Raw genomic sequence first — 21,715 nt, 5'->3', positions numbered from 1 at the left:
ACCCGGCTGCCGGGCTTGCTTGGAGTGCACTCCAACTCGGTAGCGTTTTTTCCGTCGGACGAGACAGGGGGAAAGATCCATGGCCGTACCCGCACGCATCGAGGTCGACCTGCGCAGCTGCGCCGAGGTGTTCGGCAGCCCGGTGGGCGATCCGGACCGGACGCCGCGGCACACCATCAGCGAGGTCGCCGCGGCGAGCGGACTGACCGCCCACACCCTGCGCTGGTACGAGCGGATCGGCCTGCTGGACCCGGTGGACCGCGCGGTCGGCGGCCAGCGCCGCTACTGCGACGCCGACCTGCACCGGCTGGCCTTCCTGGGCCGGCTGCGGCTGACCGGCATGTCCGTGGCGGACATGCTCAAGTACGTCGACATGGCCCGTCAGGGCGAGGAGACCTACGAGGGGAGGCGCCGGCTGCTGGAGGCCCAGCGCGAGGAGGTCCGGCAGCGGATCGTCGACCTCCAGGCCACCCTCGCCGTCCTCGACTACAAGATCGATCTCTATGCCGGGAGGGTGGCCGACAAGGTCGGCATCCCGGCTAAATGCCAGTACAACCGCGTAGAGGAAGAGCAGAGCGCATGACTCACCAGATCCTTCCCACCGCCGAACTCGGCACCGGCGGCCCGCTCGTGGGCGTCCAGGGCCTCGGCTGCATGGGCATGAGCGAGTTCTACGGGCCGACCGACTCCGGCGAGGCACTCGCCACCCTCGACGCCGCGCTGGAGTCCGGCGTCACCCTGTTCGACACCGCCGACATGTACGGCTTCGGCCGCAACGAGGAGTTCGTCGGCCCCTTCGTCCGGGCCAACCGGGACCGGGTGGTGATCGCCACCAAGTTCGCCATCGAGCGCTCGGAGGACGACCCGACCCGCCGCGCCGTGCGCAACGACCCGGCCTACATCCGGTCCGCCGTGGACGCCTCGCTGCGCCGCCTCGGCGTGGACGAGATCGACCTCTACTACATGCACCGCCGGAACCCGGCCGTGCCGCTGGCCGAGTCGGTCGGCGCGATGGCGGAGCTGGTCCGGGCCGGCAAGGTGCGCCACCTCGGGCTCTCCGAGGTGACCGGGGCCGAACTGCGCGAGGCGCACGCGGTCCACCCGATCGCCGCGCTGCAGTCCGAGTGGTCGGTGTTCGCCCGGGACGTCGAACGGTCGGCGGTGCCGGCCGCGGCGGAGCTGGGCGTCGCCTTCGTGCCGTACTCGCCGCTCGGGCGGGGTTTCCTGACCGGCGCGTTCCAGGACGGTGCGCAGCTCTCGGAGAACGACTTCCGGCGCACCCACCCGCGCTTCTCCGGCGACAACGCGGCCGTCAACGGCGGTCTGCTCGACCCGCTGAGGGAGATCGCGCAGGCCCGCGGCGTGACGCTCGCCCAGGTCGCGCTGGCCTGGGTGCACCAGCGGGCCGAGGTGCACGGACTGACCGTGGTGCCGATCCCGGGCACCCGCAAGCGCAGCCGCCTCGCGGAGAACACCGCGGCGGCGACGCTGCGGCTCACCGCCGAGGAGCTGGCGCTGCTGGAGCCGGTGGCCGAGCGGGTGGCGGGGCCGCGCTACGCGGACATGAGCTTCACCTCGGCCGGGCGGGAGTAGCCGGAAGCGGGGGTGCGGGGAGGCGGCGGCGGGCGGTCGGGTCGGCGGACGGCCGACCCGACCCGACCCGACCCGACCGCGTGCGGCTCAGGCCGTGCGGCCCATCCAGGCGGCCAGCCGGGCGTGGACGTCGGCGTCCTCGGCGACCGGCTGGGCCGGGCCGAACGGGACGTCGCCGCCGCGCTGCTCGGTCGGCAGGACGGCCTGGGCGATGCCCAGGGCGGTGTGCGCCAGGGCGTCGTCCAGGACGAACCCGCTGCCGAGGCTGGTGGCGATGTCCCAGGTGTGGGTCACCAGCTCCATCAGGTAGCCGCCGACCGCGGCGCCGCCGGGCACCTCGCCCCACGGCGCGGCGGTCGGGCGGCCGAGCTTGGCGTCGTCCGCCCAGGCGGCGACGGCCCGGGCGCGGGCCCGGCCCAGTGCGGCCGGCCAGCCGTCGTCCGCCGGGTCCTCGATGGCGGCCACGACGTCCTCGGAACGGCCGCCCTCACCCATGTACGCGAAGCGGTGGATGCCGCCGACCACGTGGTTCAGCAGCCGGCGCAGCGTGAACTCGGTGCACGGGGTGGGCCGGTCGAGGTCCGCCGGGGTGATCGCGACGAACAGCTTCTCCACCTGGTCGAGGGCGAGCAGGTACTGGGGACGGGCGTCCTGGACGGCGCTCATGTGGGGTCAACTCCGTAGTGTCGGGCGGTCTTTCGGGCTCGGAACGCAATCTCCCAGTAAAACCTGACAAGTGCCGTCAGGATTTCTGGGATTCTTGGCACATGAAGGCCGACCGCCTGCTCTCGATCCTCCTGCTGCTCCAGACCCGCGGCCGGGTGTCCGCCACCGAACTCGCCGAACGGCTGGAGGTGTCCGTCCGCACCATCTACCGCGACGTGGACTCGCTCTCCGCCGCCGGGGTGCCGGTGTTCACCGAACGCGGGCGGCACGGCGGCATCGGCCTGCTGCCCGGCTACCGCACCGACGTCACCGGCCTGACCGCGGACGAGGCCAGGGCGCTGTTCGTCCTCTCCGCCCAGGGCGCCCACAGCGACCTCGGACTGGACGGCGCGCTCGGCTCCGCCCTGCGCAAGGTGATGGCGGCGCTGCCGGCCCCGCACCGGCCGGGCGCCGAGCGGACCAGCGAGCGGATCCTGGTCGACCCGGCGCGGTGGATGCAGGGCGCCGCGGCCGCTGCCGGGCCCGGCCCGGACCTCGGCGAGCTGCAGTACGCCGTCTTCGCCGACCGGCGGCTGCGGCTGCGCTACCGGCACGGCGGCACGCCCGCGCCGGTGGAGTACACCGTCGACCCGTACGGGCTGGTGAGCAAGGCCGGGGTCTGGTACCTGGTGGCCGATCTGCACGGCGAGCCGCGGCTGTTCCGGGCCGACCGGGTGCTGGCCGCCGAGACCACCGAGGAGGTGGTGCGCCGCCGGGCCGGGGTGGGGCTGGGCGACGCGTGGGCGGTGCTGCGCGAGCAGGTGGAGCGGCTGCCCCGGGAACTGCCCGTCCGGGTGCGGGTCCGGCGGGGACGGCTGGACATGTTCCTGCGCCTCCACGGCGGCCGGGTCACCGTGCCGCCGGACCCGGACCCGGGCCCGGACCACCGGGGCACCGGGCCGGCCGAGGACTGGGTGGAGGTGGAGATGGCCTTCCCGGCGCCGGGGGCCGTCCGGTCGCTGCTGGCCCTGGGGGCGGACGTCGAGGTGCTGGCGCCCCTGGCGGCCCGGCGCGAGTTGGCCCGGGCGGCGGCGGACGCCTTGCGGCTGTACCAGGAGCAGCAGGCCTGAACCGGGGTGGGCCCGGGGCGCCGCGGGGGCGCCGGGGCCGGGCCCGCGCGGGCGTCAGGAGCCGGAGTTCGGCCGGACCACGTCCTGGTAGTGGCCGAGCGAGATCGCCGCGAAGTTGTGCAGGCTGTCGGTGCCCTCGGTGAAGTACCCGGTGTGGCCGACCGCCCGGGCCGAGGAGATCTGCTCGGCGCCGAAGCCGCTCGCGGTCGGGTCGGCGCCGTGGCCGAGTCCGCCGACCTCCAGGAACGGCACGTTGCCGATCCAGTCGCTGGGGTTGCGGGTGGCCCAGACGTGCACGCCGGTGCCCAGCTCGGTGGTGCTCTGCACACCCATGCCGGGGCTGCCGAAGACCATCATGTCGGTGATGCCCGAGGTGTCGGACGGCGAGGCGGCGGCGCGCGGGATCTCGGGGGCGACGGTGCCGCAGACGACCGAGCCGTAGGAGTGGCAGAGCAGGGACGGCGGCGCGTCCGGCCGGGTGGTCTCCTTGAGCCCGGCCAGCAGCCGCTGGAGCCGGGGCGCGCCGACGTCGGCGAGCCGGGAGGTGGCCGCGTCCGGGCCGAGGCCGGAGGGGGTGACGTAGCCGGTCCAGGACACCACCGCGGTACGGGTGCCCGGGGCCTGGCGCTGCTCCTCGGCGAAGAGGGCGCGGGCCATTCCGGCGGGGGAGCGCAGCGGGTCGACCGCCTGGTCGAAGTGGCCGAGGTCGGCGTCCGAGCCGGGGATGACGACGGAGATCCGCTCGGCGTCGGCGAGGTCGCCCCACACCTCGGTGACCAGGCCGCGGCCGCGCGGGTCGAAGGCGAGGATCTGGCGGCCGGGGGCGAGCAGGTGCTCGACGTCGTTGGCGCGGGAGACGGCCAGCGCGCGGCTGTCGGCGTCGAGCTTCGGGTCGGCGGCGCGGGCCCGGGCCCTGTCGCGCTCGGCGGCCAGCGCGATCCGGTTGGCGCGGTAGCGCAGGTCGAGCGGGGCGCCGTCGTAGTTGCCGACGACCAGCGGGTAGTCCTGGATCAGCCGGTCGAGCTCGGTGGGGGCGAGCGAGGCGAAGAACTCGGCGGCGGTGGCCGGGGTGGCGGTGGCCGGGTCGGGCAGGGCGCGGCCGAAGGAGTGGTCCTGGACCCAGGCGGCGCTGCCGGCCGGGGGCGTGGAGATCGCCAGCTGTTCGGAGGAGACCGCGGCGGCGGCGGCCGACGCTCCGGCGTCGGCGAGCACGGCGCAGCCCGCGAACGCTCCGATCAGTACCCGCTTCCAGCGACGACCGTTGCGCACCGCACCAACTCCCTTGGGGCCCGTCACCGTTTCGCGGGCGGTGCCCGGAGGGTGCGATAGGACTGCTGACTTCCCTGCGCAAGCCTAGGGGGCCCGAAGGGGTGTCGGGCCCGCCCAAACTGTGGGATGGATCACATGAACCGGGGGTGTCCTGTCGACGTCTTCCAGTGGTTCGAACGCGGTGGTCCGTACGGCTTCCGTGGGGGCGCCGAACTCCCCGACACCATGGCGAGGGTAGAGCAGGGCGTCGACGACCCGCCCCCGGCGCGCGGGCGGCGCAATGGGGCGTGGACCGGCCGGTCCACGCCCCATTGCGCCGCTCACCGGCAGCGGCGGCTCACACCACGCCCAGCGCGTACGCCGCGAACAGCGCCGCCGCGGCGCCGGCCGCCGCCTTCCCGGCGCGGGAGAAGGCCGTCCACGGCCCGTCGAACCGCCGGGTGAACCACCCGATCGCCACCAGGACGGCGCCGAACAGCGGCAGCAGCGCCAACCGGGCGGCCACCCAGCCGATCGACTCCGGTGCGGTGGTCAACCCCTGGACGGCGCCCAGGCCGGCCGCGCCGGGCACCGCCACCGCGAGCATCGCGCTCTGGTGCCAGCAGAAGATCGTCATCGCCGACAGGTTGACCACCACCACCGGCAGCCACAGCAGCGGACGGTTCGTCAGCAGCCGCCCCAGCCGCTCCCGCAGCAGCACCGCGGCGCCGCACTGGAACGCCGCCAGGGCGAGCACCAGCAGGGACGGCGGGTGCGAGTTGGTGCGCCCGGCCCCGGGCACGCCGACCATGCTGGCCGGGTAGTGGAACACCACCAGCAGCACCGCGAACAGCGCGCCGCCGCCGAGCAGCAGCACCCGGGCCGTCGGGCGGCCGAGCCGGCCCTGCGCCCACAGCACGCCCAACTGGTAGCCGAACAGCCAGCCCGGAAGGATGTTCAGCAGCGCGACCCAGGACGGCACCGCCTCCGCCCACGGCCCGTACCGCAGCACGTCGACGGCGGCGACCGAGGCCACCAGCAGGGCCGCCGACCAGCCCCCCAGCCGGCGCCCGGCGGCCACGCAGAGCGGGGTCAGCGCGGTCAGCCCCAGGTAGACCCCGATGTACCAGAGCGGCTGCACCACCAGCGTCGCGCCGGTGCGCACGGTGTCCGCGGGGACGCCGAGCGCGGGCAGCAGCGGGATCAGCAGCGCCCACACCGCCGTGACCCCGAGCACCGGGCGCAGCAGCCGGACCGTGCGGGCGCGCAGCCAGCCGCCGTACGTGCCGCCCCGGGCCCGGGCCCGTTCCAGCGAGCGGACCGAGGAGTGGCCGCCGACCAGGAAGAACACCCCGAGCATCTGGAGGCCCCAGCTGATCGGGGCCAGGGAGCCGAGCGAGGAGAGCGGGCTGGCGTTGTGCAGGGCGCCGTCGTCCGAGAGGGCGAAGCCGCCGAGCATCCAGTGGCCGACCGGTACGGCGAGCAGGGCGAGGGCGCGCAGGCCGTCGAGGGCGCGGTCGCGGGTGGCGGGGGTCCTGGCGTCGATCTGCCGGGCGGCGTGGCGCAGCGCGGTGAGGGGGTGGGCCATGGTGGGGCTCCTTCCGGTGCGGGCGGTCAGGCGCGGCCGGCGGCGACGGCGGCGTAGGCGGTGAGGGAGGCGGTGCCGGGGGCGAAGTAGCCGGTGTGTCCGTGGGATCCGGTGGCGGGCAGCGGTCGGGCGCCGAATCCGGGGGCGGTCGGGTCGGCGCCGTGGCCGAGGCCGAGCAGCCGGACGTTGGGCACGTCGCCGATCCAGTCGGAGCCGTTGCGGGCGGTGGCCCACAGCGGGACGCCGGGGTCGAGGTCGGCGGCGGAGTCGACGCCCATGCCGGGCGAGCCGAGCACCACCACGCCGGAGGCCTGCGCCGGGGTGGGGCGGGCCAGGCCGCAGACCACCGAGCCGTAGCTGTGGCAGAACACCGTGGCGGGGGCCTGGGGGTGGGTGCTGACGGCGAGTCCGTCGAGGAGTCGGGTCAGGCGGGTGGCGCCGGCCCGGGCGAGGTCCTCGGTGGCGGCGTCCAGGCCGAGGCCGACGGGGGTGGTGTAGCCGGCCCAGGCGATCACGGCGGTCTGCCGGTCGGTGGCCCGGTGCTGTACGTCGGCGTGCTGCTCCCCGGCGTGCTGTTCGTCGCCGTGCTGCTCCTCGGCGTAGAGGGCGCGGGCCATGCCGGCGGGGGTGCCGTACGGGTCGGTGGTGCGGTCGAAGTCGAGCAGGTCGATGTCCGAGCCGGGGACGATCACGGCGGTGTGGCGGGCGGCGGCGAGGTCGCCGTAGACCTCGGCGACCTGGCCGCGGCCGCGCGGGTCGAAGGCGAGGATCCGGCGCCCGCCGTCCAGCAGGGTGCGGTAGCGCTCGGCACGGGTGCGGGCGGCTTCGTGGTCCTGCGGGGGTAGGGCGGGGTCGGCGGCCCGGGCGAGTTCGCGGGTGCGTTCGGCGGCGAGGGCCAGGGCGTTGGCCCGGTAGCGCAGTCCGATCGGCGCGCCGTCCAGGTTGCCGACCACCAGGGGGTGCCGGACGGCCAGGGCGTCCTGCCGGTCGGGGCTCAGCCCGGCGAAGAACGCGGCGACGTCGGCCGGGGTGGTGGTGGCCGGGTCCGGCAGCGGCAGGCCGAGCGAGGTGTCGGATGTCCACGCGGCGCTGCCGGGCGGCGGACCGGTGACGGCCGTCCGGCTGTCGGCGGCCCAACCACCCGCGCCGAGCACCGCCGCCAGCGCCACCGCGGCGGCGACCGCCCGCCTGACTCGAAATCTGCGCATGTCCCGGCTCTCCCTCGTCCGTTCTGCTTCCGACGGAGAGGAAGGTAGGAATGCGACGGCCCCGCGGACGTCACACCGCGGGGCCAACTCCCGGGTCCTACCCGGGTATCAGAGGGGCCGGGGACTACTGGCCCGGGGCTACGAGGCCCGACTCGTAGGCCAGCACCACCGCCTGGGCGCGGTCGCGCAGGTCGAGCTTGGCGAGGATGCGGCCGATGTGGGTCTTGACGGTCTGCTCGGCGAGCACCAGCCGGGCGGCTATCTCCTGGTTGGACAGGCCCCGGGCGATCAGCTCCAGCACCTCGGTCTCGCGCGGGGTCAGGCCGTTGAGCCTCACCTTGGGGTCGCGGCGCCGGGCCGGGCGGGTGCGGGCGAAGTCCTCGATCAGCCGGCGGGTCACCGAGGGGGCGAGCAGGGCCTCGCCGGCCGCGACCACCCGGACCGCGGCGATCAGGTCGGCCGGCGGGGCGTCCTTGAGCAGGAAGCCGCTGGCTCCGGCGCGCAGCGCCTCGTACACGTAGTCGTCCACGTCGAAGGTGGTCAGCATCAGCACCTTGGGCCGGTACGCGCCGTTCCCGCCGCGCCCGCCGGCGGTGGGGTCGAGGAGCCGCCGGGCCGCCTCCAGGCCGTCCATCACGGGCATCCGGACGTCCATCAGCACCACGTCCGGGTGGGTGCGGCCGGCGGTCTCCAGGGCCTGGGCGCCGTCCGCCGCGTCCCCCACCACGTCGATGTCGCTCTGCGCGTTGAGCAGGGCCGCGAAGCCCGCGCGCACCATGGCCTGGTCGTCGACGATGATCACGCGGATGGTCATGCGGCGCTCTCCTGGGGGAGGTCGAGGGGCAGGGCGGCGGCCACCTTGAAGCCGCCGTCCGGCAGCGGGCCGGTGTCCAGACTGCCATCGACCAGCCGGACGCGTTCGCGCATCCCGACGAGGCCGTGCCCGGTGCCCTCGACCGACGCCTCCAGCGACTCGGTGCGCTCCGGCGGGGGCGCGTTGACCACGGTCACCAGCAGGGCCGGCCCGTCGCAGGACAGCGACACCCAGGTCCGCGCCCCGGGCGCGTGCCGCACCACGTTGGCCAGCGCCTCCTGGACGATCCGGTACGCGGAGAGGCCGACGGCCTGCGGCACCGTCTCTGCCAGCCCCGCATCGGCCGTCAGCTCGGCCGGCACCCCGGCCCGCCCCACCGTCTCGACCAGTTGGGCGATCTGGCCGACCCCGGGCTGGGGGGCCGTCTCCCCGCCGGACTCCTCGCTGCGCAGCACGCCGAGCAGCCGGCGCATCTCGGCGAGCGACTCGCGGGCGGTCGCGGCGATCGTGCCGAACTCCTCGGCGGCCTCGGCCGGCACGTCGGCTATCCGGTACGGCGCGCTGGCGGCCTGCACCGCGATCACCGACATGTGGTGGGCCACCACGTCGTGCAACTCCCGTGCGATCCGGGCGCGTTCCTCCAGGAGGGTGCGTCGTTCGCGTTCGACCCCGCTGATGTGCTCCTGCTCGCTGAGCAGTCGGCGCGCCTCCGCGCGGTCCCGGACGGCCCAGCCGAGCAGCAGCGCGGCGCCGCTGAGCGCGATCAGCAGCATGGTGGTGCCGTCACCGGGGCGGGGCAGGCCGAGCGTGGTGGCGACGGCGGTGAGCAGGACGGTGGCGAGCCAGACCGCGACCAGGGTGGCCCGGCTCTCCCGCAGCGCCAGGGCGACCAGCAGGAAGACGTACGAGAGGATCATCGGCGCGGTCCACGGCCAGGTGCCGCCGTGCTGGTCGTACCGGGCGGTGATGGCGGCGGTGGCGACCAGGGTGGCCGCGCTGATCCACCAGGCGGCCAGCGGCCGGGTGATGGCGAGCAGCAGCGGCATGGTCTGCGCGACGGTGAGCGCGGCGGCCACCGGGAGCACCACGCCGTAGAAGTCGACCAGGTTGGCGATCCCGGTGGGGATCAGCGAGGCCAGCATGGCCAGCGCGACCGCGTACGGAAGGCGGCGCAGCCAGGGCCGGGGCGACTGCCCGAGCAGCGGCGTGTGGTCGCCGTCCGGGCTGGTGAGGTGGTGCCAGAGCAGGCGCAGCAGGCGCAGGGCGTGGTGGCGGGGGTCCGCGGGGGTGAGGTTCTTCATCGCGGGCCAGCCTAGGAGGGCGGCGGCCGCGGGGCGTCGCACCGGAGCCCGAACTTCCGGGTGCCACCGGGGTATCGGGTGATACCCCGGTATGACACGCGCGGGGCTGTGCGGGGGTGCTGTCCGGGGTGGCCCGGGGTGTTGCGCGAGCGCTGCGTCGGGTGCTGCACGGGGTGTTGGGCGAGTGCTGCGTCGGGTGCCGCACGGGGTGTTGGGCGAGTGCTGCGTCGGGTGCTGCGCCCGGCGTCACGCGGAGTGCTGCGCGGGGGTGCGCCAGTGGCCGGCCAGGGCCGGTCCGAGCTGGTCGAAGTGGCGCTCGATCAGGGCGATCATTCCCTCGGGCCCGTCGGGTTCGCGGTCGGCCGTCCAGGACAGGTGGGCGGCGCGCAGCACGCTGCCGAAGACGGCGGCCAGCACGGTGGGGCGCAGGTCCTCGCGCGGGTCCAGTCCCTCGCGTTCGGCGAGCACCTGGACCACGATCCGCTCCTGTTCGGTGACCCGCCGCAGGTGGGCGGCGAGCAGGGTGGGCGCGTCCTCGATCATCCGCATGAGTTCGAGGGCGCTGGTGATCGAGTCGGGGCCGGAGGCCTTGGCGTTTCCGAGGTCGCGCCAGGCCTTGACGATCGAGGCGCGCAGGGCCTGGAGCGGGGCCTCGTGGGCCGGGCGGTGGCGCAGGCACTCGATGAAGTAGTCCTCGGCCTCGGCCATCACGGCGAGCGCGACCTCGTCCTTGTTCGCGAAGTAGCGGAAGAAGGTGCGCTGGGAGACGTCGACGGCGGAGGCGATCTCGTCGACGGTGGTCCGGGCGAAGCCCTGGCCGAGGAAGAGTTCGTGGGCGGCCTGGACCAGGGCGTGCCGGGTCTGCTGCTTCTTGCGCTCACGCAACCCGGGTGCCCGCCCGGTGTCCTCCGGGGTCTCGGCGGGGGGAGGGGGGTGAGCGGCCATGGCGGGGGCCTTCCGGAGCGCGGGGTGGCGGGTGGGAGCACAACCTTAGCGTTCTGACAAATGTCAGCAACGAGCAGAAGTCACTGTTTGCCGATTGTCAGCGACTGACATAATCTGCGGACGAGTGGCGCCCGTCGGGCCGGGGCACCTGTGGGGACGGGTGGGCCGGGGCGCCACGACCACGTCCCGAACGAGCCACGCCCCCGGAGGGCCCAGATGAGCCAGTCCGTCGTCAAGAACTCCGAGGCGGACGCCCCGCCGCCGACGCCACCGTCCGGGGGAGGCCTCAAGGGGCACCCCTGGCTGACCCTGCTGACCGTCGCGGTCGGCGTGATGATGGTCGCCCTGGACGGCACGATCGTCGCCATCGCCAACCCCGTCATCCAGGAGAAGCTGCACGCGGCGCCCTCCGAGATCCAGTGGGTGACCAGCGGCTACCTGCTCGCCCTGGCGGTCTTCCTGATCACGGCCGGCAAGATCGGCGACCGGTTCGGCCACAAGACCACCTTCCTGGTCGGTGCGGTCGGCTTCGCCGCGACCTCGGCCGCGATCGGCTTCGCCGGCAACATCCAGACGGTGATCGTCTTCCGGGTGCTGCAGGGCCTCTTCGGCGCGCTGCTCCAGCCGGCCGCGCTCGGCCTGCTGCGCGGGGCCTTCCCCGCCGAGCGGCTCAACATGGCCATCGGCATCTGGGGCGGCGTGATCGGCGCCTCCACCGCGGCCGGCCCGATCGTCGGCGGCCTGCTGGTCGAGCACGTCAACTGGGAGTCGGTGTTCTTCATCAACGTCCCGGTCGGCCTGCTCGCGCTGGCGCTGGGCCTGTGGGTCCTCAAGGACGTCCGGGCCGAGAACGCCGCCAAGTCCTTCGACGTGCCCGGCATCGCGCTGCTCTCGGTCGGGATGTTCGCGCTGGTCTTCGGCATCATCAAGGCCCCCGAGTGGGGCTGGGGCGACACCAGGACGCTGCTGTTCCTGGGCGGTGCGGTGGTGCTGATGGTGTTGTTCGCGCTCTGGCAGGGCAAGGCGCGCGAGCCGCTGATCCCGCTCGGCCTGTTCCGCTCGGTGCCGCTGTCGGCGGGCGTCCTGCTGATGGTGCTGATGGCGTTCGCGTTCTTCGGCGCGATCTTCTTCGTGACCTTCTACCTGCAGAACGTGCACGGGATGAAGCCGGTCGAGGCCGGCGTCCACCTGCTGCCGATGACCGGCATGATGATCGTCGGCTCGCCGCTGGCCGGCCTCGCGATCGGCAAGCTGGGCCCCCGGATCCCGATCGTGGCCGGCATGCTGATCACCACCACCGCGATGTTCGGCATGTCCACCCTGGACAGCGGCTCCGGCACCGGCGTGATGTCGCTCTGGTTCGTCCTGATGGGCCTCGGCATCAGCCCCGTCATGGTCGGCGCCACCGAGGTCATCGTCGGCAACGCTCCGCTGGAGCTGTCCGGCGTGGCCGGCGGCCTCCAGCAGGCCGCGATGCAGGTCGGCGGCAGCCTCGGCACCGCGGTGCTGGGCGCGCTGATGGCCGCCAAGGTCGGCGACGTGCTCCCCGGCAACTGGGCCAAGGCCGGCCTGCCGCCGGTCCAGGGCGCCGAGGCCGAGGGCCTCAAGCAGGCCGCCCAGCTCGGCATCGCCCCGCCGGCCCCGCCCGGCACCCCGCAGCAGGCGGTGGACGCGATGGCCGGCGCCGTCCACGAGTCCTTCGTCAGCGGCATGTCGCTCGCCTTCGCGGTCGCCTCCGTGGTGGCCTTCGCCGCCGCCGTACTCGGCCTGCTCACCCGCCGCGGCACCACCGACGCGGGCCCGGCCGTGCACATCTGACCCGCGCCCCGGCGCGACGGCCCGCGACGGCCCCGGACTCGGCGGAGTCCGGGGCCGTCGTGCTGTGCCTGTGCCTCTGCTGTCCCTGTCTCTGTCTCTGTCCTTGTCCCTGTGCCGGCCCCGGGCGGGCCCGGGGCCGTCGAGCCCGCCGCCCGCTCGGGCGGGTGGCCGCCCGGGAACGCCGAAGGGGCCGGACCTCGGTGGAGGTCCGGCCCCTTCAGTGCCTAGCGGGCGATCAGGCGTCGCCGCCGGCGGCGCCCGGGTCGGCCGCCGCCACGTCGAGCAGCTGGTAGCGGTCGATCGCGTCCTTCAGCGCCGAACGGTCGACCTTGCCCTGCTTGGCGAGCTCGGTGAGCACCGCCAGGACGACCGACTGCGCGTCGATGTGGAAGAAGCGGCGGGCCGCACCGCGGGTGTCGGCGAAGCCGAAGCCGTCGGCACCCAGCGACTGGTACTGGCCCGGCACCCAGCGGGCGATCTGGTCCGGCACCGCGCGCATCCAGTCGGACACCGCGACGACCGGGCCCTCGGAGCCCTGGAGCTTCCGGGTGACGTACGGCACGCGCTGCTGCTCCTCGGGGTGCAGCAGGTTGAACTCCTCGGTCTCCACCGCGTCGCGGCGCAGCTCGTTCCAGGAGGTCGCGGACCAGACGTCGGCCTTGACGTTCCACTCCTCGGCGAGGATGCGCTGGGCCTCCAGGGCCCACGGCACGGCCACGCCGGAGGCGAGGATCTGGGCCGGGATCTGGCCCGCGGTGCCCGGCGCGTACTTGTGCAGGCCCTTGAGGATGCCCTCGACGTCCACGTTCTCGGGCTCGGCCGGCATCTTGATCGGCTCGTTGTAGACGGTCATGTAGTAGAACACGTCTTCACCGTGCGGGTGCTCCTCGCTGGAGCCGTACATCCGCCGCAGACCGTCCTGGACGATGTGCGCGATCTCGAAGCCGTACGCCGGGTCGTACGCGACGACGCCGGGGTTGGTCGAGGCCAGCAGGTGCGAGTGGCCGTCGGCGTGCTGCAGGCCCTCGCCGGTCAGCGTGGTGCGGCCGGCGGTGGCGCCGATCACGAAGCCGCGGGCCAGCTGGTCGGCCATCTGCCAGAACTGGTCGCCGGTGCGCTGGAACCCGAACATCGAGTAGAAGACGTACACCGGGATCAGCGGCTCGCCGTGGGTGGCGTACGAGGAGCCGGCAGCGATCAGCGAGGCCGTGCAGCCGGCCTCGGAGATGCCGTCGTGCAGCATCTGCCCGGTCGGCGACTCCTTGTAGGCGAGCAGCAGGTCCCGGTCGACGGACTCGTAGGTCTGGCCGAGCGGGTTGTAGATCTTCGCCGAGGGGAAGAGCGAGTCCATGCCGAAGGTGCGGTACTCGTCCGGCGCGATCGGCACGAAGCGGTTGCCGATGCCCTTGTCCCGCATCAGGTCCTTGAGCACCCGGACGAACGCCATGGTGGTGGCGATGGTCTGGTTGCCCGACCCCTTCTTGACCGCCTTGTACGCGTCGTCGCCCGGCAGCTCCAGCTTCCGCGGGCGCACCTTGCGGGTGGGCACGTAGCCGCCCAGCTCCTTGCGGCGGTCGTGCATGTACTGGATCTCTTCGGAGTCGCGGCCCGGGTGGTAGTAGGGCGGGTAGCCCTCGTCGAGCTGCTTGTCCGTGATCGGCAGGTGCAGCCGGTCGCGGAAGCGCTTCAGGTCCTCGACCGTCAGCTTCTTCATCTGGTGGGTGGCGTTGCGGCCCTCGAAGTTGGGGCCCAGCGTCCAGCCCTTGACCGTCTGGGCGAGGATGACCGTCGGCTGGCCCTTGTGCTCGCGGGCCGCCTTGAACGCCGCGTACACCTTGGCGTGGTCGTGGCCGCCGCGACCCAGGTGCTGGATCTGCTGGTCGGTCATGTTCTCGACCATCTTGCGCAGGCGCAGGTCGCTGCCGAAGAAATGCTCGCGGATGTACGCGCCGGTCTCGGTGGCGTACGTCTGGAACTGGCCGTCCACGGTGGTGTTCAGCTTGTTGACCAGGACGCCGTCGCGGTCCTGCGCGAGCAGCGGGTCCCAGCTGCGGTCCCAGACCAGCTTGATCACGTTCCAGCCGGCGCCCCGGAACTGGGACTCCAGCTCCTGGATGATCTTGCCGTTGCCGCGGACCGGGCCGTCGAGGCGCTGCAGGTTGCAGTTGACCACGAAGGTCAGGTTGTCCAGGCCCTCACGGGCGGCCAGGGACAGCTGGCCGAGCGACTCGGGCTCGTCCATCTCGCCGTCGCCGAGGAAGGCGTACACCTGCGAGTCGGAGGTGTCCTTGATGCCGCGGTGCTCCAGGTAGCGGTTCATCCGCGCCTGGTAGATCGCACCGAGCGGGCCGAGGCCCATCGAGACGGTCGGGAACTCCCAGAAGTCCGGCATCAGCCGCGGGTGCGGGTAGCTGGACAGGCCGTACGGGGCCTTCGACTTCTCCTGGCGGAACGCGTCGAGCTGCTGCTCGGTGAGCCGGTCCAGGAGGAAGGCGCGGGCGTAGATGCCGGGAGAGGCGTGGCCCTGGAAGAAGATCTGGTCGCCGGACTCGCCTTCGGCGTCCTTGCCGCGGAAGAAGTAGTTGAAGCCGACGTCGTAGAGCGACGCGGAGGAGGCGAAGGTGGCGATGTGGCCACCGACGCCGATGCCCGGGCGCTGCGCCCGGGAGACCATGACGGCCGCGTTCCATCGCGTCGCGTTGAGGATCCTGCGCTCGATCTCCTCGTTGCCGGGGAAGAACGGCTCGTCCTTGGTGGCGATGGTGTTGACGTAGTCCGTGCTGCGCATCTCGGGCACGGCGACACGCTTCTCGCGGGCGCGCTCGATCAGGCGCAGCATCAGGTAACGGGCACGCTCACGCCCCCGCTCGTCGATGGCCGCATCGAGCGACTCCAGCCATTCCGCGGTCTCCTCGGGATCGAAGTCCGGGACCTGACTCGGAAGGCCGCCAATGATGATCGGGTTGCGATCGGATCCGGAAGCCACGCTGTTCCTTCACTGTCGGTCGAAACTGAGGTGTGTCGCGCCGCCTCCATCGTGCTACCGCGCTCGGAGATCCGTCATCTCTACCGATCGGTAACCGTTCCGCCTGGTGGGCGGGACGGTCTGGCGGCGCGCGGCGCGGGCTTCTTCGTCCGCTCCGCACACCCCCGGGTGTTACGAAAAGAGGTGGTCCGACCTGGTGTCCCGTCCGCCCGATGGCGGGCGGCCGGGGTGAGGGCCAACAGGAGACTCTACGCCCGCGCACGCGCGGACCCCGAATGCCGTTCGCATCTCGGGCACGCGTACGGCCTGTTGGGCCGGGACCACCCGAAGCATCCTTGTCCCACACAGAGAAGGGCAAATCGTTGTGATTCCCGACACGTCGAGCGGCGCGTCCCCGGTGTGGCACGTCAACCTTTGGAGGGGATCGGGGGTCGGGTACTTGCGCGAACCGCCGCGCCCGTGTGGACTACGGCCACAGCCTCGGCATGGACGCCGAGCCGAATACTGGAGGTTATTCCCGTGAGCGCGACCGCGGACCCCGCGGACAAGTCCAACCCGGCGACCCGTCTCGGCTTCGAAGAAGGCCAGATCATCCAGGAGCTGGGGTACGACGAAGACACTGACCAGGATCTCCGCGAGGGAATCGAGGAGATCTCCGGGACGGATCTCGTCGCCGAGGACTACGACGACGTCGCGGACGCCGTCCTCCTGTGGCACCGCGACGACGACGGGGACCTCACCGACGCCCTCGTCGACGCGCTGGAGTACCTGGCCGAAGGCGGCGTGATCTGGCTGCTGACGCCCAAGACCGGGCGGGCCGGCCACATCGAGGCCTCCGACATCAACGAGGCCGCGCGCACCGCCGGCCTCTCGCAGACCAGCTCGATCAACATCGCCAAGGACTGGGCGGCCACCCGGCTCGCGACCAAGTCCACGGCGAAGCCGGGCGGCAAGCGCTGAGCGGGCTCTGAGCCCCGTGCCGGGCCCCGCCGGAGGAACCCTCCGGCGGGGCCCGCGCCTTTCCGGGGGCAGGCGGCAGGGGCCGGTCGCGGGCCGGCGGGGCTCTGCCGCTCCGGCCTCGTCCGTCGCTCCGAGCGCCCCCGGTGGCCGGCTCGGGGCGGGGTCGGCGCCCAGCCCGGAGCGGGTGGCGCGGCGTTCGCCCAGAGCGGAAGGGCAGGGGTGCCCGTCCGGGCCGCCTCACCCGTTCGGCCGAACGGCCTTGAACGAATGCGAGGATGTGGCCTGCGCGCACCCGCCGAAGGGCGCGGTCGGTCGGCGTCCGGTCGACCGCGGACCGGCGTCGGACCCGGCGTCGGACCCGGGGTCGGACCGCGTCGGACAGCGTCGGACAGCGTCGGATCAGAAAGGTCCCGTTCATGGCCATCGAGGTCGGCACCCAGGCCCCGGACTTCGAGCTCAACAACCAGCACGGAGAGACGGTCCGCCTGGCCGACTTCCGCGGCGAGAAGAACGTCGTCCTGGTCTTCTACCCGTTCGCCTTCACCGGCGTCTGCACCGGCGAGCTGGGCGCGATCCAGCGCGAGCTGGCGGCGCTGCAGAACGACGACGTCCAGGTCCTCGGCCTCTCCTGCGACTCGCAGTTCTCCCAGCGCGTCCTCGCCGACCGGGAGGGCCTGGAGTTCCCGCTGCTGGCCGACTTCTGGCCGCACGGCGAGGTCGCCCGGGCGTACGGCGTCCTCGACGGGGAGCGGGGCTGCCCGCTGCGCGGCACCTTCGTGATCGACAGGGCCGGCACGGTGCGCTGGAGCGTCGTCAACGGCCTCCCGGACGCCCGGGACGAGCAGGAGTACCTGAAGGCCGTCGCCGCGCTCTGAGGCCCCGCCCGCGGCCGCCAGGTGCGGTCCGCCACCCGTCCGGCGGGGTGGCGGACGTCGTGTCGAGCCGAACCGCGCTGCCCACGGGAACCGCGTACTACGCTCGGGCCGTTGGCGGGGTGGGGTACGGGAGCCGGTGCGCTCCCGGCGCCCCGGACCGCACCACCGGGGGCACCACCACAGGGCGTGCCTCCTGATTCTTGGAGGACACGTGGGAGTCAGCCTCAGCAAGGGCGGCAACGTCTCGCTCACCAAGGAGGCCCCTGGCCTCACGGCCGTGGTCGTCGGCCTGGGCTGGGACGTCCGGACCACCACCGGGACGGACTTCGACCTGGACGCCAGCGCACTGCTCTGCAACGCCCAGGGCAAGGTCGCCTCGGACGGCAACTTCGTGTTCTTCAACAACCTGAAGAGCGCGGACGGCTCCGTCGAGCACACCGGCGACAACCGCACCGGTGAGGGCGAGGGCGACGACGAGGCGATCAAGGTCAACCTGGCCGGCGTCCCGGCGGACGTGGAGAAGATCGTCTTCCCGGTGTCGATCTACGACGCCGAGAACCGCGGCCAGAACTTCGGCCAGGTGCGCAACGCGTTCATCCGCGTCGTGAACCAGGCCGACAACACGGAACTGGCCCGCTACGACCTCTCCGAGGACGCCTCCACCGAGACGGCGATGGTCTTCGGCGAGCTGTACCGCAACGGCGCCGAGTGGAAGTTCCGCGCCATCGGCCAGGGCTACGCCTCCGGTCTGCGCGGCATCGCGCAGGACTTCGGCGTCAACGTCTGACGCCCGACGGCTGGCGGCCGACGCCCGACGGCTGAGGGCCGAGGGCGGGCTGGAGCGTCAGCGCCGATCCGGCAGACATACAGGTCGCACGGGGTCTGATCCTTTCGGATCAGGCCCCTTTTCCGTCCGGTTTCCCGTCCGGGTTTCCGTTCGGTTTCCCGTCCGCCACGGACGCTCCGTGGCGTCCTCGCCCCTTCCTCCGTCGAGCCTTTCCCGCTCTCCGAGCGCCGGTTCGGTCCCCGGTTCCGTCGGGCCGCCGGAGGGCGGGCGGGGGGTTCGTCCGACCGCGTGCCGGGGCGGTCCGCCGCGCTGCGAGGATGGGAGTTCAGGAAGTTCAGCCGACCAGAGCCGGTCGGTCCGGGGCGCGGGGGACTACACCTGGAAGGCGCCCCGGGAGAAGCAAGGGAGGAAGAACGACATGGTGGTCACGCTCGCCAAGGGTGGGAACGTCTCGCTCACCAAAGCCGCGCCGAACCTGACGCAGGTCCAGATCGGCCTCGGCTGGTCCGCCCGTTCGACCACGGGCGCCCCGTTCGACCTCGACGCGAGCGCCCTGCTCTGCGGTGGCGGGCGAGTGCTCGGTGACGAGTACTTCGTCTTCTACAACAACCTCAAGAGCCCCGAGGGCTCGGTGGAGCACCAGGGCGACAACCTCACCGGCGGCGACGACACGGGTGACGACGAGGTGGTCCTGGTCAACCTGGAGCTGGTTCCGGCGCAGGCGGACAAGGTGGTCTTCGCGGTGTCGATCTATGACGCCGAGGTGCGGCTGCAGAACTTCGGGCAGGTCCGCAACGCCTACATCCGGGTCGTCAACTCGGTCGACGGGCAGGAGATCGCCCGCTACGACCTGTCCGAGGACGCGTCCGACGAGACCGCGATGATCTTCGGCGAGCTGTACCGCTACGCGGGCGAGTGGAAGTTCCGCGCGGTGGGCCAGGGGTACGCCTCCGGTCTGCGCGGGATCGCGCTCGACTTCGGCGTGAACGTACAGTAAGGGCGGTTATAGGACCATCGGACTTATTACGCCCGATCTGATCGAGAACAGAGGGCAGTGCGGGGGTGACCTGACCGGGCCCGGCCCGGTCAGGGCGTCCCGGGACGAGGCCGCCGCACGGCCAGAACCCGAAAGGTAGCCAACTCCCGTGTTCCTCCGCACATTCGGCTGGTCGTTCGCGATCACAGCCATCGGCCTGGTCGCGGCCGGACTGCTCTGGGGAGCCCAAGGCTTCGGCATCGTGCTGATCCTCTCCATCCTGGAGATCTCCCTGTCGTTCGACAACGCGGTGGTCAACGCCACGGTGTTGAAGCGGATGAACCCGTACTGGCAGAAGATCTTCCTGACCGTCGGCGTGCTCATCGCCGTCTTCGGCATGCGCCTGATCTTCCCGCTGCTGGTCGTCGGCCTCACCGCGAAGCTCAACCCCGCCACGGTCATCGACCTCGCGCTGCACACCGACAAGACCTACGAAGGCCTCACGTACGGCCAGTACCTGGAGGCGGCCAACCCGGCCATCGCGGCCTTCGGCGGCGTCTTCCTGCTCATGATCTTCCTGGACTTCGTGTTCGAGGAGAAGGAGCACACCTGGCTGAGCTGGCTGGAGCGCCCGCTGGAGAAGGTCGGCAAGCTCGACGCGCTCTCCAGCATCGTCGCCCTGGTCGCCCTGGTCGTGGCCTCGCGCTTCTTCGCCGCCGAGCACGCCGAAACCGTCCTGCTCGCCGGCGTCCTGGGCCTGATCACCTACCTGGCCGTCAACGGCCTCTCCTCGATCTTCGAATCGGGGCTGGAGGACGAGGCCGAGCGCGAGGAGGAGGCCGAGAAGTCCGGCAAGTCGGTCGTCCAGGTCGCCGGCAAGGCCGCGTTCTTCCTCTTCCTCTACCTGGAGGTCCTGGACGCGTCGTTCTCCTTCGACGGCGTGGTCGGCGCGTTCGCCATCTCCAGCGACATCTTCCAGATCACCCTCGGCCTCGGCATCGGCGCGATGTACATCCGCTCGCTGACGGTCTTCCTGGTCCGCAAGGGCACCCTGGACGACTACGTCTACCTGGAGCACGGCGCGCACTACGCGATCGGCGCGCTGTCGGTGATCCTGCTGGTCGGGATCAAGTACCACATCCCCGAGATCGTCACCGGCCTGATCGGCGTCGCCTTCATCGGGCTGGCGCTCGGCTCGTCGATCCTGCGCAACCGCCGCGAGGGCGCGGACGAGGAGCCGGAACTGGTCGGCAGCGACAAGTAGCCCACCGGGCACGTGAAACGGCCGCCACCGGGATCCCCCGGCGGCGGCCGTTCGCGTTGCTCCCGAAGGAAGCCCGGTCAGCCGAGCTGCTGCTCGATCGCGCGCAGCTTGCGCTCCAGCGAGTCCAGCTTCGGCATCGACAGGGTGTCGTCGTCGGCCGTCAGGTCGACGGCCGAACTGCGGTGGGACGAGCCCGAGTAGGAGGACGAGGACGAGTACGACGACGAGCCCGAGTAGGAGGGCGAGGAGTCGGACAGCGAGGACGAACCCGAGTACGAGGACGAACCCGAGTACGAGGAGGAGCCGCCGGACAGCGAGGACGAGTAGGACGACCCGACGGCGGCGCGGGGGCGGCGGCCGGCGTCCAGGGCGGCGTGCTCGGACGAGGAGGACGAGGTGGTGGCGTCGGACTCCGCGGCTAGGGCAGGCTCCGTAGCGCTCGGGCCGTCTCCGGCAGCCGTGAGGGCGGGCACCTGGCGGCCGCCACGGGCCCGGGACAGCATGCCGCCGCCCTGGCGGGAGATGGCCTTCAGCTCGGCGCGCTCGCGGCGGTCGGCGGTGCGGGCGCGGACCTTGGCGTCCAGCTTCGCCTGCCGCTCCTCGCGCACCTCCTCGACCGCCTCGTCCAGGCTGCGGACGTTCTCCAGGAGCATCAGCGACCACGCCGCGTAGGTCTCGCGCGGGGCGCGCAGCCAGCGGACGATGCGGATCTGCGGCAGCGGGCGGGGCACCAGGCCCTGCTCCCGCAGTGCGGCCTTGCGGGTCTGCTTCAGCGCCCGGTCGAACAGGATCGCCGCCGAGATCGACATGCCGGAGAAGAACTGGGGGGCGCCGGCGTGGCCGAAGCCGCGCGGGGCGTGCACCCAGTTGAACCAGGCCGAGGCGATCGCGAACACCCAGACCAGCAGGCGCGAACCGAGCGCCGCGTCACCGTGGCTGGCCTCGCGGACGGCCAGCACCGAGCAGAACATGGCGGCGCCGTCCAGACCGAACGGGACGAGGTACTCCCAGCCGCCGGACAGGCCCAGGTTCTCGGTGCCGAAGCCGACCAGCCCGTGGAAGGACAGTGCGGCGGCGACACCGGCACAGCAGAACAGCAGCGTGTACGAGGAGATTCCGTAGATCATCTCCTTGCGGCGGCGGCGCTCCTCGCTGCGCTCCCAGGAGTCGGTGGACTCGTCCTTCTTCGAGCTCTTGAAACGCAGCGTCGCCATCAGGACGGCGACGAACAGCAGGGCTGCGCCGCCGACGACGGTCCAGACCAGCTGTATGGAGGTCAGGTTCATTGCGGGTCGGGCCTCGGGTTTCCGCAGGGGACAGGTTCACGGTGCGACACAGGCAATCAGGTCCCGCCGAGCGGGCGCTGCCTGACGCTTCGTTCGTCGCCGCACGGCGTGCCCCACCGCGCCCGCGCAGGGGCGGACGGGACACCTGTGCGGCTAGACGATATCGCGTCCGAAGGGGCGGCATGTTACGGGAGGTCGGCCGGCTCCGGCCAATCGGCCCGCCGGTTGGGCCCGCCTGATCGAGTCGTGGGGGCGGGGCGGGGCGGGGCGGGGCAGGGCGGGGGCAAGGGG

General features: G+C 72.6%; 18 protein-coding genes. 9 read left to right on the top strand and 9 right to left on the bottom strand.

The genetic code is table 11. From position 1 onward, the window contains the following. The first annotated feature begins 79 nt into the window (after nucleotides 1-79). Complete coding sequence (locus IF30_RS0106965) at nucleotides 80-583, top strand: MerR family transcriptional regulator (protein ID WP_063752525.1); 504 nt, start codon at nucleotides 80-82, stop codon at nucleotides 581-583. After that, on the top strand, nucleotides 580-1,593 hold the full coding sequence (locus tag IF30_RS0106960; RefSeq protein WP_030233475.1) for an aldo/keto reductase: 1,014 nt from the start codon (nucleotides 580-582) through the stop codon (nucleotides 1,591-1,593). The genes IF30_RS0106965 and IF30_RS0106960 overlap by 4 nt, the downstream gene beginning before the upstream one ends. Nucleotides 1,594-1,680: 87 nt before the next feature. Here the strand turns inward: IF30_RS0106960 and IF30_RS0106955 are convergent, their stop codons facing one another. Next, nucleotides 1,681-2,259, bottom strand: a complete 579-nt coding sequence (locus IF30_RS0106955) for a TIGR03086 family metal-binding protein (protein ID WP_030233471.1) — start codon at nucleotides 2,257-2,259, stop codon at nucleotides 1,681-1,683. A 101-nt stretch (nucleotides 2,260-2,360) separates the two neighbouring features. On the opposite strand from IF30_RS0106955, the gene IF30_RS0106950 reads away from it, so the two are divergent. Then, entirely contained in the window at nucleotides 2,361-3,368 is a 1,008-nt protein-coding gene (locus IF30_RS0106950) for a helix-turn-helix transcriptional regulator (protein WP_030233468.1), read from the top strand. A 54-nt stretch (nucleotides 3,369-3,422) separates the two neighbouring features. Here the strand turns inward: IF30_RS0106950 and IF30_RS0106945 are convergent, their stop codons facing one another. The 6 genes from IF30_RS0106945 to IF30_RS0106920 all read right to left on the bottom strand — a co-directional run bounded on the left by IF30_RS0106945 (nucleotide 3,423) and on the right by IF30_RS0106920 (nucleotide 10,472). Continuing rightward, entirely contained in the window at nucleotides 3,423-4,637 is a 1,215-nt protein-coding gene (locus tag IF30_RS0106945; RefSeq protein ID WP_037899232.1) for an alpha/beta hydrolase, read from the bottom strand. Between the two features lie 337 nt (nucleotides 4,638-4,974). Then, nucleotides 4,975-6,204, bottom strand: a complete 1,230-nt coding sequence (locus IF30_RS0106940; protein ID WP_030233461.1) for an acyltransferase family protein — start codon at nucleotides 6,202-6,204, stop codon at nucleotides 4,975-4,977. Nucleotides 6,205-6,230: 26 nt separating this feature from the next. Then, nucleotides 6,231-7,412 carry an alpha/beta hydrolase gene (locus IF30_RS0106935; RefSeq protein WP_030233459.1) on the bottom strand — a complete coding sequence of 394 codons (1,182 nt, stop codon included), beginning with the start codon at nucleotides 7,410-7,412 and terminating at the stop codon, nucleotides 6,231-6,233. A 124-nt stretch (nucleotides 7,413-7,536) separates the two neighbouring features. Next, the gene (locus tag IF30_RS0106930) at nucleotides 7,537-8,226 is read right to left on the bottom strand and encodes a response regulator (protein ID WP_030233458.1); all 690 of its coding nucleotides are present in this window, start codon (nucleotides 8,224-8,226) and stop codon (nucleotides 7,537-7,539) included. Next, nucleotides 8,223-9,527 (bottom strand): sensor histidine kinase, encoded by a 1,305-nt coding sequence (locus tag IF30_RS0106925; protein ID WP_063752532.1) that lies wholly within the window; start codon nucleotides 9,525-9,527, stop codon nucleotides 8,223-8,225. The genes IF30_RS0106930 and IF30_RS0106925 overlap by 4 nt, the downstream gene beginning before the upstream one ends. 246 nt (nucleotides 9,528-9,773) lie before the next feature. After that, on the bottom strand, nucleotides 9,774-10,472 hold the full coding sequence (locus IF30_RS0106920; protein ID WP_030233456.1) for a TetR/AcrR family transcriptional regulator: 699 nt from the start codon (nucleotides 10,470-10,472) through the stop codon (nucleotides 9,774-9,776). Nucleotides 10,473-10,688: 216 nt separating this feature from the next. Between IF30_RS0106920 and IF30_RS0106915 the strand changes: the two genes are divergently transcribed. Beyond that, entirely contained in the window at nucleotides 10,689-12,290 is a 1,602-nt protein-coding gene (locus IF30_RS0106915) for an MFS transporter (protein WP_030233455.1), read from the top strand. A gap of 235 nt (nucleotides 12,291-12,525) precedes the next feature. On the opposite strand, the gene aceE is transcribed toward IF30_RS0106915, so the two are convergent. Then, the gene (gene aceE, locus IF30_RS0106910; protein WP_030233452.1) at nucleotides 12,526-15,276 is read right to left on the bottom strand and encodes a pyruvate dehydrogenase (acetyl-transferring), homodimeric type; all 2,751 of its coding nucleotides are present in this window, start codon (nucleotides 15,274-15,276) and stop codon (nucleotides 12,526-12,528) included. 519 nt (nucleotides 15,277-15,795) lie between these two features. Here aceE and IF30_RS0106905 point away from each other — a divergent pair. From IF30_RS0106905 to IF30_RS0106885, 5 genes are all read left to right on the top strand, one after another. Continuing rightward, the gene (locus tag IF30_RS0106905; RefSeq protein ID WP_030233450.1) at nucleotides 15,796-16,236 is read left to right on the top strand and encodes a DUF3052 domain-containing protein; all 441 of its coding nucleotides are present in this window, start codon (nucleotides 15,796-15,798) and stop codon (nucleotides 16,234-16,236) included. 416 nt (nucleotides 16,237-16,652) lie between these two features. Further along, nucleotides 16,653-17,111 (top strand): peroxiredoxin, encoded by a 459-nt coding sequence (locus IF30_RS0106900; RefSeq protein WP_030233447.1) that lies wholly within the window; start codon nucleotides 16,653-16,655, stop codon nucleotides 17,109-17,111. Between the two features lie 211 nt (nucleotides 17,112-17,322). Then, nucleotides 17,323-17,898, top strand: a complete 576-nt coding sequence (locus IF30_RS0106895; RefSeq protein ID WP_030233444.1) for a TerD family protein — start codon at nucleotides 17,323-17,325, stop codon at nucleotides 17,896-17,898. A 418-nt stretch (nucleotides 17,899-18,316) separates the two neighbouring features. Continuing rightward, on the top strand, nucleotides 18,317-18,895 hold the full coding sequence (locus IF30_RS0106890; RefSeq protein WP_030233441.1) for a TerD family protein: 579 nt from the start codon (nucleotides 18,317-18,319) through the stop codon (nucleotides 18,893-18,895). 148 nt (nucleotides 18,896-19,043) lie between these two features. Next, nucleotides 19,044-20,138: a DUF475 domain-containing protein gene (locus IF30_RS0106885; RefSeq protein ID WP_030233438.1), complete on the top strand. Its 1,095-nt coding sequence runs from the start codon at nucleotides 19,044-19,046 to the stop codon at nucleotides 20,136-20,138. 77 nt (nucleotides 20,139-20,215) lie between these two features. Here the strand turns inward: IF30_RS0106885 and IF30_RS0106880 are convergent, their stop codons facing one another. Further along, nucleotides 20,216-21,424, bottom strand: coding sequence for a DUF2637 domain-containing protein (locus IF30_RS0106880; RefSeq protein WP_030233435.1), 1,209 nt, complete (start codon nucleotides 21,422-21,424; stop codon nucleotides 20,216-20,218). Nucleotides 21,425-21,715: the final 291 nt, after the last annotated feature.

Origin of the sequence: Streptomyces sp. NRRL S-350, from assembly GCF_000719705.1 — a bacterium.
Taxonomy (GTDB): domain Bacteria; phylum Actinomycetota; class Actinomycetes; order Streptomycetales; family Streptomycetaceae; genus Kitasatospora.
The sequence above is the reverse complement of the archived record's forward strand: the minus strand, read 5'-3'. Positions and strand labels throughout refer to the sequence as shown.